This is a genomic window from Enterococcus sp. DIV1328a, assembly GCF_050536905.1.
Classification (GTDB): domain Bacteria; phylum Bacillota; class Bacilli; order Lactobacillales; family Enterococcaceae; genus Enterococcus; species Enterococcus faecalis.
In genome coordinates this window covers 458,387-470,666 of the sequence record NZ_CP172912.1, presented here as the reverse complement: position 1 = coordinate 470,666, position 12,280 = coordinate 458,387, and the positions used below count along the sequence as shown (strand labels likewise).

Sequence of the window (12,280 nt, the reverse complement as noted above, 5' to 3'; positions counted from 1 at the left end):
TGGCTGGTTTGAGGAAAAATGGTCTGTTTACTAGAAATAATAGAGCAAACAGCTATTTTTCTGGCCTCAGTTATTTTGAAAGGATGTGTTTCATTCAATGATTTGTCAAAATTGTCAACAAAATGAAGCAACAATTCATTTATATGCAAATGTGAATGGTCAAAGAAAACAACTGGACTATTGCCAAAGCTGCTATCAAAAATTAAAAAATCAAGCAAATAATTCCCCTCAAAATATGGGACAAGACCCTTTTGGCTTTGGGAGTTTAGACGATTTATATCGTTCTCTTTCTCGCCAAATGCAACAAGGTAATCCTTATGAACAACAAACACCACCCACTCAATTTGGTGATGGTGGTAATGGAGGTCAACCCCCTCGCGGAGGCGCTGGCGCTGGTCAAGGTTTACTAGGCGAGTATGGGATTAACATCACCGAAGCGGCACGCCAAGGAGATATCGATCCTGTGGTAGGACGTGACCAAGAAATTAAGCGTGTCATTGAAATCTTAAATCGCCGCACAAAAAACAACCCCGTTTTAATCGGTGAACCAGGTGTTGGTAAAACAGCCGTTGTCGAAGGTTTAGCCCAAAAAATTGTCGATGGCGATGTGCCCCAAAAATTATTGGACAAAGAAGTCATTCGTTTAGATGTGGTTTCACTTGTTCAAGGAACTGGTATTCGCGGACAATTTGAAGAACGGATGCAAAAATTGATTGAAGAAATCACTGAAGCTGAAAATGTCATTTTATTTATTGATGAAGTCCATGAAATTGTGGGTGCTGGTGCTGCTGGTGATGGCAATATGGATGCTGGCAATATTTTAAAACCAGCCTTAGCACGTGGTGAATTACAATTAGTCGGTGCCACAACTTTAAATGAGTACCGTATTATTGAAAAAGATGCTGCCTTAGAACGTCGGATGCAACCAGTCCAAGTAGATGAGCCAACCGTTGCCGAAACCATAACGATTTTACATGGTTTGCAAAAACGTTATGAAGATTATCATCATGTTAAATATACAGATGAAGCGATTAACGCAGCAGCAAACTTATCCAATCGTTACATTCAAGATCGCTTTTTACCAGATAAAGCGATTGACTTGTTAGATGAATCTGGTTCAAAAATGAATCTAACTATCCAACTCGTCGATCCAAAAACAATTGATAAAAAATTAGCAGAAGCGGAACAACAAAAACAACAAGCTTCCGCAGAAGAAGATTTTGAAAAAGCGGCTTATTATCGTGATCAAATCAATAAATTACAAGCAATGAAAGAAAAACAAATCAGCGATGAAGAAACACCCGTCATCACTGAAAAAGATATTGAAGCCATTGTGGAACAAAAAACTGGCATTCCTGTCGGTGACTTAAAAGAAAAAGAACAAACCCAATTGAAAAATTTAGCTGTTGACTTAAAAGCTCATGTTGTCGGACAAGATGATGCCGTCGATAAAGTAGCTAAAGCGATTCGTCGCAATCGTGTAGGCCTAGGCAAACAAAACCGCCCAATTGGTTCCTTCTTATTTGTTGGGCCAACAGGCGTTGGTAAAACAGAATTAGCAAAACAATTAGCTTTTGAGCTATTCGGTTCAGAAGATTCGATGGTTCGTTTTGATATGAGTGAGTATATGGAAAAACACAGTGTTTCTAAACTGATTGGTTCTCCTCCAGGCTATGTTGGGTATGACGAAGCTGGACAACTCACAGAAAAAGTCCGTCGTAATCCTTATAGTTTAATTTTATTGGATGAAATTGAAAAAGCGCATCCTGATGTTTTACACATGTTTTTACAAATTCTCGACGATGGCCGTTTAACAGATGCACAAGGTCGTACAGTCAGCTTTAAAGACACCATCATTATCATGACAAGTAATGCTGGAACAGGAGCTGTGGAAGCCAACGTTGGCTTCGGTGCTGCCCGTGAAGGTGTGACTAAATCCGTTTTAGGTCAATTGAACAACTTCTTCACCCCCGAATTCCTTAACCGTTTCGATGGTATTATCGAATTCAAAGCATTAAGCAAAGAAAACCTGATGAACATTGTCAGCTTGATGTTAGAAGAAGTAAATGGCTTATTAGCTAAACAAAAATTACACATTGAGGTTCCAACAGAAGTCAAAGAAAAACTCGTTGATTTAGGTTATGATCCTGCAATGGGCGCTCGTCCTTTACGTCGAACAATTCAAGAACAAATTGAAGACGGCATTGCTGAATACTATCTAGATCATCCTGAAAATCATCAATTAGTCGCAGCGTTAGATAACGAAGGTAAAATTATCGTAACTGGCGCACAAGAAGTGACTAAAACAGAAACTTCAACATCTGACCAAGCAGAATAATCAAAAATCCACACGCATTAATAACAATGCGTGCGGATTTTTTTATGCTTTTCACTTTTTATTTTCATCAAAAAAAACTATAATAGAAGAAAGATATTCGTATACTTGTTCCTCATAGAAAAAATTCAATCTGGAACTCCTGTACATAATTGGAAACGCTCTTTTGCAGCACACAACTATAATGAGGTGATAAAATGAAATTAGTGAATGTGACCAATAGCTACAAACAATTAGTAAATAAACAATTGGAAAACACGGATGCTTACTTTGTAAAAGTCTACTCAGCAGGAAACACGACCGCTGTCTATTCAGAAGCAGCTCACCATGTGGAAGTTCTGATTATGAATAAAAATCGTCGCATTCGTCCGACAGAAGTAAAAGAAATTTTAGCAAAACTGTTAAAACGATTACCTAAAGAGGCTTATGACCCAGATGAAATTTCTATCATTGAGTTAAACCATGTGACCGAAGTGTCTGTTCCATTAAAAGTTTCCCTCATGGAAAACTAAAAAAACTGCCGAAGTTTCCCCACTTCGGCAGTTTTTTCAATTTATTGTGACGTTATTTTTTTTACAAGCCTTTGATAATTTTCCGACCAGGCTTCCTCATTTGTCGGACTGACTAATTTATTTTCCTCGATTGCTTTTTTTCTTAAGTCATCTACTTCTTTTTTGAAATTTTCCCCCGATTTTTGAGCATAATCTTTAGAAAAATATTTTGATTGGCGAGAATAAGCCTTCAGTTTCGCATCTTTAATCTCTTCTTCTGTATCTGCAAAATATTCATCATAACGAAGATCGGTTATTTTCCCTGAATCTTTTAACGTAATAACCGTTAAACGTCCAGAAAGCCCCTCTCCAAAATCTTCTGTTAGACTTGTATAATGTTCTTTTGAAGGTTCTTTGATTTCCTTGGCTAAAGCCCTAGCAGCAGGAAGATAACCATTATTAGCGCTATTGGATTGACCTTTGGCTGTCTGGAATGCGCCATCTAGGCGATTTTCAGCAACCATTTGATTTTCTAGAAAAGTCATCGTATTAACAACGGTCACTAACGATTGATCAGTTCGGGCGTTGTTCGCTTGAAAATTTGCATAGCCGGATAAACGTTTTGTCACTCCTGCCCATTCTTCAGAATAATAGTTTTTAGGTCCACGTTCATCAAATTCCACTAACTGAATTTGTTGATCCTTAACAACGACATCAATTAAAGCCGTATAGCCGCCATCAAACACGACTTCATGATGATAATAATCCCCTTGAACTTCTCCGATTTCTGGACGACCTGACCAATACATCTTCTGGGCTTTTTCTTCTGGACTAATTCCTGATTGTCCATTATTAGCTTCTACTGTAGCGCCAGAAACAGCATCAACTTCAAAGGTATGTCCATTACGCTCATAACTCACTTTGGCAGCACTCTCCTTCGGTTGATCCTCCGTGTTTGTCTGCTCCTCCTGCTTTACAGAAGTGGCATTAGTGGCTGCCGAGGCACCACTCGTTACTTGGACTGCTTCTGCTTCAGTACTTTCTTTCATTTTTTCAGTTCGTTGATCTGGTTGGCACCCCATTAAAACAATCATTGAACAAAATAACCCGACAACTATCTTTTTAGTTTTCATTTTTCCTCCTTTTGAAACTCATTGAATTACCATTTAATTTTAATATAAGTAGGATGAAAAGTATAGCTAAGAAATCGTTTTTTCTTCATACGGCGATAAACTTAACTGTCCAGATAAATACTCACCTAAATAGATTTCCTGTAATCTTTGAAATCCTTGTTCTTGGATTTGCGTTAACAGCCAGTGCTCATCTTTTTTGATTAACTCTAGGACATCCATGTTGGCTTGACCGTCCACAATAATCGGATAACGAATACTTTCATCGCCATATTCGACGATTGTTAATTGACCATTTTGTTCTAAAACCGCCCGTTTAACAAGCTGGACTTCATAAATACCATTTGCTCGTAATTTAAACATTAGATCATTTGCAGAAATACCATTTTTCAAACATTCCTTCACCACAACCTGTCCATCCTTGATTAAAGTAATGGGTTTACCATCCACAATTTGCTTCACATAGCGATTGTGTTCTTTTGCAAATTTTAAAATTAGGACTAATAATGTCCACAAAATTAACACTAATACAAATTGGAGCACCGTAATTGAATCATTATAAATAACACCACCAATAATGCCCCCCAATACATAGTTTTGCACTTGGTCCATGGCCGATGTGGGCGCCAAATTGCCTTTTCCCATCAAATTAATTTGGACAATTAAACAAATAATACCTAAAGCAAATTTAATAATAATTGGACTATAAAACTGCATTAATTTTCCCTCACTTTACTTTATGATTTCAATTGTTGGTGTTAATAAATACGTTTCTTGTAACGTATAAGACTGCTGATCCGTACTTAAACTCATTTTATAAAAGACTTCGTCAATTTTAACTATGGTTCCGTCAGCCAATTGTGTACCATTGACATAAACTTTTTCTGGAGAAACCTTTTTTTCCTGTGCCACTTGTTCGACAAAATGTACCATTTGAGAAGATTGTGAATGCTGATTTTGGTTCAGTTGATAATTGGAATATTGAACCCCTAAAACAAATAATAATGATAAAAAAATAATAATACTTAATTCACGATATTTCGTTTGAATTTGATGTCGCACATAAAAACTAAACACAATGACTAGCCCGATTAACAAAGCAAAAATAAAAAAATACTTTAAGTAATCATTTAAATTAGATTGGCTTTTTAAATACTCGATGCCATAAAAATTCATGTTCTTGTCCACTCCTTGATAGGTTCGTTATAGTAAGTATTCTATCTCAAAAAAAACAATCACGCCTGCTTTAATACCTTATAAGAAGAAAAAGCTCAGCGCAATCATCTTGAGAATGATTGCGCCGAGCTTCAATCTTCTAAAGATTCAGCTACTGATTGATTACAAATTAATTTTACATCAAACTTTTCAGTTCAACATCTGGATATTTATCCGCAAACCAGCGTTCCGCAAATTGGTTTTCAAATAAGTAAAAGTCCCTTTTTATCAGGCTTCATCATACAATAAATAATCTTAGAAAGCAATCCATTTCTGCTACAAACCAACGCAATGTTCAACCTTTGTTTTTCTCAATATACCTATTACTTCTTGATCAATAATTTTAGTAGGAAAATTGATTAGACAAGTATCACAAAACAAAAGTTGAAAATTATATGTTATTTAATGTGACTTTTCTATTCTATCAATTGTGCCTAATCCAAACTATTTTAATGGATAAATCTGCGTTTTTCTTGAGGGAGTAGATTCATGAACAACATTGCTGAAGGATAGTGTTTCTGTATATATTCCAAAACACCTAAACTTCCCTTATCTTCGGAATTTCGGAGTTCTTCTTTTATTTGAGACATATCTACATGAATACTTCTACTTAAAAAATCCACTGCATCTGGAAATTCTTTATCAGTATGAAAAGTATCATAAAAATCGGCAAGTTGTTTACATGTGACCGATTCATCTATTGTTAGTTCTATTAAAGCTTTCTGGATATTCAAACTTATCTACTCCAATCTGTTTTCAAGAATACTTCTTTCAATTCCTCTAAAGTTTTTACTCTTTTAGATAAATCCGCATTCATGCCTGAATCAATGAACTTCTCTACTTCTTTATTTTTATTATTATTCAAATTCTTTCTCCCAGTCATTATGCTGAATTGTGTCATAATAATTCTGTTTTTAGCTCTTTAGGTACTTTTCTTCGCATATTCACTTTTATGGTAGAATCTCCTTTTTCGTTAAAAGTAGATACCATGTTAATGTCCTGTAAATTATTTAATAACTCAATATTTTGAGGAGTATTCTCTATTTCAACTACTTTATTTTTTCCATTTTCATCAATATACAATTCAGAGATTGGTTTGTTTTGTGTTCCCAGCCAATATGTTACATTTTTTATAGAAATCTCATTCAACTTTTTATTTTTGAAAAGATTATTGAGTAAGTCAACGAATAGTTCCGTATTTGACAAATTGTTAAAAATACAATCATATTCTTCTATTGAAAAATCAGTAATATTATTCTCTAAGAACAAATTAAGCGTTTGTTCAATTGTTGATTTACTTAATGTCCTCTCTTTTAATTTAAAGATAAAATATTCTTTTAAGCATTCAACATTTATATTCTCAAGCAATTTTACAAATAGTGTATCATCACAAGAAATTCCTCTTTCGAACAGAATTTCTACTAATTTAGTATTTTCGAAAAACTCATCTGATTCTTCATCAACAATAGTATCTAGTAACTCTTTAACTGATTCCAGTTTCCAATTCTTTATGAGAGAAAACATTTCATCTTCTGACAAGTCAATCTCAGAATAATTTTCTAGAAAGTCATTAGGATGATTAAGTACTACCTCTACAATAACACCATCTTCCTTAAACTTACTAACATTTTCTATATTAAAATCAATTAAATTATTTCTAGCTAAAATATGAGTGCTTTGACTTGAAAGATTGCCTGCATCATATGTCGTAATCTCTAGTAGTTCAATATTATCCTCTGTAATACCTATCGCTTTATTATCAACCATCCTTTTAAGCAATGCTTTTAATTTATCTTTTGAATCAGATTTATCATATTGTTTTTTAAGAGAAATCACTTCATCCTGATTAGTGAATATTGAGTTCATAACAGACAAATCAATTTCTACATTTTCATAATAGTCTTCTATATTTTCCCATGTGATACTACATTTTCTCTTCTCTAGTAATGTTGTCCAAAGCGAAGAATCCGTTACTTGGTTTATTTTTTCTACTGTAATATTCGATTTATCTATTAGGTTTGTCTTAATATCTGGTTTATTAAGTTTTTGGGAATTTAATAGACTTAAAAAACTTTTCTCAGTTTCGAGTAATTCGTCTAATGAAAATAGAACTTCATCTACAAAATGATATAAGTTCATATTCGTATTTCTGATTAAATCATCTATCTTAGAATTTAATATATTTGCGTAAGAGACCGCTTTTAATTCATCTGAATTTTTGTAGTTTAAAATTTTAGAAAACATATCTTTATCATATCTATACAAATCATATTTAATGAATTTATTGTATTGTTCTTCAGACAAGTTATCTAATTCTATATCATTAAAATAGATTTTTGCAGATTCAATTGCCTCTTCATTATGTTCAGATAAGACTTCCATAATGGTATTAGACTCTACAAACTCTTCAATTTCTATAAAGAAATTAGGTCTATTTAAAATGTTTTCACTTATTAAGAATTTATAGTCAGCTACATCTTCATTACCTTCAAACTCTTCATTACCTTTATAAACCGCCTTATGCTCACTCAATACCTGTAATAACAGTTTCTTTCTATCATCTTCACCATAATATAGAGTTATGTCCCCTAAACAAACATAAAAAATCAAGTCAATCAATCGGTTCTTTTCTGAAGCGTTGCATTTTTCTATAAAATCATTCGTATATTTTCTTAATAATTCAAAAACTAAATTAGCAATATTCAATTTATTTTCATCTAAAATTACCTTTAAATTTTCTAAATATATGTCTTCTTCTCGAATAAAGAATTTTTCTAAAACTACATCACGAATCTTAAGTGGGTCTTTATAGCTATTAGAAAATAGGTATTTTAAAATATTGATGTTAAGTATTCCCTGCTTTTCAAAATCTTGTGGTAAAAGTTCACTAACAAATCCTTCTGGATTATCAAGTTTTTCTTTAAATTCAACGCTTTGATTAGACTTCAATTTAACTAATAGATTTTTATCATCAATAGTCATGCTTTTTTCATAAAAAATGGATAAATACGATGAGTAGTCTTCGGCTAAATAACCATTAGATAAAATATACAGAATAAAATCCTTATCTTTATTGTCGTATTTTTCTTTTGGCATTTCTGCATATATTAATTTTACTAACTCAGGATACTTTTTTATTTTTTGTTTCAAAGATGCCCTGATGAAAGCATTTAACTCGTTTCTCTTTAAATCATACTTTTCCTGTTTCTTCTCTCTTCTTACTATTAAAATTGAATCTTGTTCTTGTACTATCTGTTTAAATCTAGATTTTGAAATATTGGAGGCTCCACGATTCCACAAATTGAAATTAATATTTTCTTCTCGGTTTTGTAAAATACTATCAATAATTGTCATATCTAAACCCTCTAGATTTCTATATTTACCATCAAGCAATATACTATCACTTATCGAGATTCCTTGGTCAAATAAGAACTTCTTTATTTCCGATAACTTATCAACATTTATTTGTTTCTCGATTTCCTGAAAGTCATTGTCAATTATTTCTAGCTCTTCGTTTACTCCTTTAATTAATTCCTCATCAAATTTCCCTTGAACAATTATTTCATAGATAAAGCCTTGTGACTTCTGTAACTCTGTAAATACAGAAGGAACTAGATTTTTTAACGCTATTATTGCAAATAAAGATTCTTTATTCATACTTCCTGATAAATTTCCATGTATATCTAAATAAGTAAAAAACTCATTAACGATATTTGTCAACAATCTCAAATCTGAAATATATAAGGAAATATCTTTTAAAAATTTCTCAAAGTTTGCATCTAAACCACCCACTGATTTCTCCTTCATCATAGGTATTAGATATTCTCTTGAATTAAACGTATCTACGACTGGTATTATCGGAATAATCAGTTCAAAAAATTTCGTTCTAATTTCTGATTCATGTTCCTCAATATCTTCTTTTGAATTTGAAAATATATCCTCTTTCACAGCATATATAAATGTAATTTCCCGACTGATTTGTTTTGAATTGTTTAGAAGTAGATTAAGTTCCTTTAAATGCTCGAATACTCGAATACTTTTAAATCTGTCAACATCTTCTATAACCACCACATCGAACTTATTCGTTTCAAAATAATATAAAATTTCATCTATATATTTATTAAAATAAGAAAAATTATTTTTGTCCTCTTCAATTGAAACATTAGCAAAGTTTAGTTTTGAAAGTTTGAATTGTTTCAAAACTGTCTGAAAGATTTGAAACAATAAAATACTAATGCTGGCTAATAGGACACAATACAAAATTAAATCAATAGACTCTGTTTTACTGGCGATTCCTTCGACATTACTTAATATTATTTCTTTGAAATTTAGATAATCTTTTAAATAGAAAAAGCTTACCAACGATGCAAAAAATAGTAAGTATAATAAAAACTTTTTTCTACTCGAAATATGATTGATTTTTTTGAAACGTGAATATGGCAACTTAGAATTTTTTTCTCTATAAATCATTTGTTTTACCAAACTATTTTCTAATTTTTCGTTCAAATCATCAATATTATCAATTTCCTCTACATTCGTATTTTGGTTTTCCAATTCTTGTTTAGAATAGGAACCCAATGATAAATTCAAAACTTTATAATTAGGATAAAGGATTTCAAAATTCTTTATTATCGTACTCTTTCCTGAACCGTAACTACCCATTAAAGCAATATTAGTTACATCAGGATTTTTAACACCATCATGAATTCGCTTAATATATGGCATTATTCGTTCTAACTCTATACCTTTTAAAATCTTTGGAGATAAACTACTTTGAATAAATTTTCCAGCATTATTTTTTTCTTCAATTTTATTCGACTTTGCTTTAAACCAATCAATTATTTGATTTATAACAATTAAGTATGATGTCCAAAAAGTTTTTCTTAATTTTTCTAACAATTTTTTACACATCCTTCGTTAAATATTCATTTTAATTATAACAGCTTTCAACTTAATTAGGGATATAAAAAAAACTAGTCTAAAGCAGACTAGTTTTCAATTTCTTCAAAATTTTATCAACTTCAATACAGACTTCCTTCAATTTCTGAAACACTTTCAACAATAGTCAATTCCATTTCTGAACTATCTATTGTTTGATGAATAATATTCTGCACAGTATCTCGATATACCTGATTTCCTACACAATCGTTAGACAATGAATCCAATGCTAGCAAAGTGAAAATAGCTTGCTTATAGCTTAGATTACTTTCAAGCTGTAGCGGTTCAACATTTATTGATTTGAAAAAATTTGCTGTGTTTCTCAATTTTGATTTATAATTTTTGATTGTTATTTTTGAAAAACCTCTCACTGTAATATCCATACAAAATTCTAAAATAATATCCTCCCAATTCATAGAAAAAAGTCCCTTCTTATCAAATTTTGATAAAAAAGGACTTCTTGCAAACCAACGCATCTTAATGGATTTTTGCTGAAGATGCGAGCTTCAATCTTCTAAAGATTCAGCTACTAATTGATTACAAATTAATTTTACATCAAACTTTTCAGTTCAACATCTGGATACTTATCCGCAAACCAGCGTTCCGCAAATTGGTTTTCAAATAAGAACAATGGTTGGTCGAAACGGTCCCGTGCCAAAATGTTTCGGCTAGAGCTCATGCGTTCATCTAAATCTTCTGGATTAATCCAGCGGGCAATTTTAGAACCCATTGGCGTCATTACTACTTCAGCATTGTATTCATTAGACATTCGGTATTGGAAAACTTCAAACTGCAATTGACCTACTGCGCCAATGATATATTCTTCTGTTAAATATGTTTTGTATAATTGAATGGCTCCTTCTTGAACCAGTTGGTAAATTCCTTTATGGAAAGATTTTTGTTTCATCACGTTTTTGGCAGTCACTTTCATGAATAATTCAGGGGTAAATGACGGCAACTCTTCGTATTGAACATTCATTTTCCCTTCATACAAAGTATCGCCAATTTGGTAATTTCCTGTGTCATACACACCGATAATATCGCCTGCAACAGCTTCTGTGACGTTTTCGCGGGCATCCGCCATAAATTGCGTCACGTTACTTAATTTGACTTTTTTGCCTGTTCTACCTAAGGTCACGTCCATGCCTCTTTCAAAAACACCTGAACAAATTCGAACAAAGGCAATTCGATCACGATGGGCTGGGTTCATATTCGCTTGAATTTTAAAGACAAAGCCTGAAAATTCTTTTTCATAAGGACTTACTTCGCCACCCTCTTCTGTTTTATGCGCATGTGGCGCAGGCGCAAATTGTAAGAAGGTTTCTAAAAATGTTTGAACCCCAAAGTTTGTCAAAGCAGAACCGAAGAAGACTGGCGTTTGATCACCACGAGCGATTTTTTCCTCGCTAAATTCATCGCCTGCTTCTACCAATAACTCAACATCTTCCAACACTTGTTGATAAACGCTGTTATTGTGCAATGGTAAATTGCTTGGGATATCGCCATCTTTTAAAGGAATAAAACGCTCCCCGCCATTATTTTCTGGACGATATAATTCCACACGTTCATTATAAATATCGTATAGACCTTCTAGGCCTTTTCCCATACCAATTGGCCAGTTCATTGGATAAGATTCAATATCCAATAGTTCTTCCAATTCTTCTAAAAGTTCCAATGGTTCCCGTCCGTCACGGTCCAATTTGTTAATAAAAGTAAAAATTGGAATACCACGTTTTTTAACAACTTGGAAAAGTTTTTTCGTTTGTGCTTCAATCCCTTTGGCACTGTCAATAACCATCACAGCACTATCTACGGCCATCAATGTCCGATACGTATCCTCTGAGAAATCCTCATGCCCTGGGGTGTCCAAGATATTAATCCGTTTATCTTGATAGTCAAATTGCATCACAGAACTCGTTACCGAAATTCCCCGTTGTTTTTCAATTTCCATCCAGTCAGATTTGGCAAAGTTCCCTGTTTTTTTCCCTTTGACGGTTCCAGCTTGGCGGATGGCTCCCCCAAATAATAGTAATTGTTCAGTAATCGTTGTTTTCCCAGCATCCGGATGGGAAATAATCGCAAACGTACGGCGACTATCGACTGCTTCTTTTTGATTGATCGTCATAAAAATCTCCTTATCACTTGTGATGTTTATTTATTTATTTTCTTCA

Annotated in this window: 9 protein-coding genes and 1 pseudogene; 2 read left to right on the top strand and 8 right to left on the bottom strand. The window is 32.9% G+C overall.

The genetic code is table 11. From position 1 onward, the window contains the following. Nucleotides 1–97: 97 nt before the first annotated feature. Nucleotides 98–2,338 carry an ATP-dependent Clp protease ATP-binding subunit gene (locus IGL93_RS02365; RefSeq protein WP_002386935.1) on the top strand — a complete coding sequence of 747 codons (2,241 nt, stop codon included), beginning with the start codon at nt 98–100 and terminating at the stop codon, nt 2,336–2,338. Between the two features lie 194 nt (nt 2,339–2,532). Continuing rightward, nucleotides 2,533–2,847, top strand: a complete 315-nt coding sequence (locus IGL93_RS02360) for a DUF1827 family protein (RefSeq protein WP_002355547.1) — start codon at nt 2,533–2,535, stop codon at nt 2,845–2,847. Nucleotides 2,848–2,888: 41 nt separating this feature from the next. On the opposite strand, the gene IGL93_RS02355 is transcribed toward IGL93_RS02360, so the two are convergent. The 8 genes and pseudogenes from IGL93_RS02355 to IGL93_RS02320 form a co-directional block, all read right to left on the bottom strand. After that, nucleotides 2,889–3,959, bottom strand: coding sequence for a hypothetical protein (locus IGL93_RS02355; RefSeq protein ID WP_010775594.1), 1,071 nt, complete (start codon nt 3,957–3,959; stop codon nt 2,889–2,891). Between the two features lie 66 nt (nt 3,960–4,025). Beyond that, the gene (locus tag IGL93_RS02350; RefSeq protein ID WP_002355545.1) at nt 4,026–4,673 is read right to left on the bottom strand and encodes a DUF421 domain-containing protein; all 648 of its coding nucleotides are present in this window, start codon (nt 4,671–4,673) and stop codon (nt 4,026–4,028) included. Between the two features lie 15 nt (nt 4,674–4,688). Further along, on the bottom strand, nt 4,689–5,132 hold the full coding sequence (locus IGL93_RS02345) for a DUF3290 domain-containing protein (RefSeq protein WP_002355544.1): 444 nt from the start codon (nt 5,130–5,132) through the stop codon (nt 4,689–4,691). 488 nt (nt 5,133–5,620) lie between these two features. Beyond that, nucleotides 5,621–5,905: a hypothetical protein gene (locus tag IGL93_RS02340; protein ID WP_010775593.1), complete on the bottom strand. Its 285-nt coding sequence runs from the start codon at nt 5,903–5,905 to the stop codon at nt 5,621–5,623. Nucleotides 5,906–5,907: 2 nt separating this feature from the next. Continuing rightward, nucleotides 5,908–6,036: a hypothetical protein gene (locus tag IGL93_RS02335; protein ID WP_258078073.1), complete on the bottom strand. Its 129-nt coding sequence runs from the start codon at nt 6,034–6,036 to the stop codon at nt 5,908–5,910. Between the two features lie 32 nt (nt 6,037–6,068). Beyond that, nucleotides 6,069–10,070 carry a hypothetical protein gene (locus IGL93_RS02330; protein WP_010775591.1) on the bottom strand — a complete coding sequence of 1,334 codons (4,002 nt, stop codon included), beginning with the start codon at nt 10,068–10,070 and terminating at the stop codon, nt 6,069–6,071. Between the two features lie 308 nt (nt 10,071–10,378). Beyond that, nucleotides 10,379–10,585 (bottom strand): annotated as a pseudogene (locus IGL93_RS02325) (tyrosine-type recombinase/integrase); the annotation flags it as partial. A 74-nt stretch (nt 10,586–10,659) separates the two neighbouring features. Beyond that, nucleotides 10,660–12,234 carry a peptide chain release factor 3 gene (locus IGL93_RS02320; RefSeq protein WP_010775589.1) on the bottom strand — a complete coding sequence of 525 codons (1,575 nt, stop codon included), beginning with the start codon at nt 12,232–12,234 and terminating at the stop codon, nt 10,660–10,662. Between the last annotated feature and the right edge of the window lie 46 nt (nt 12,235–12,280).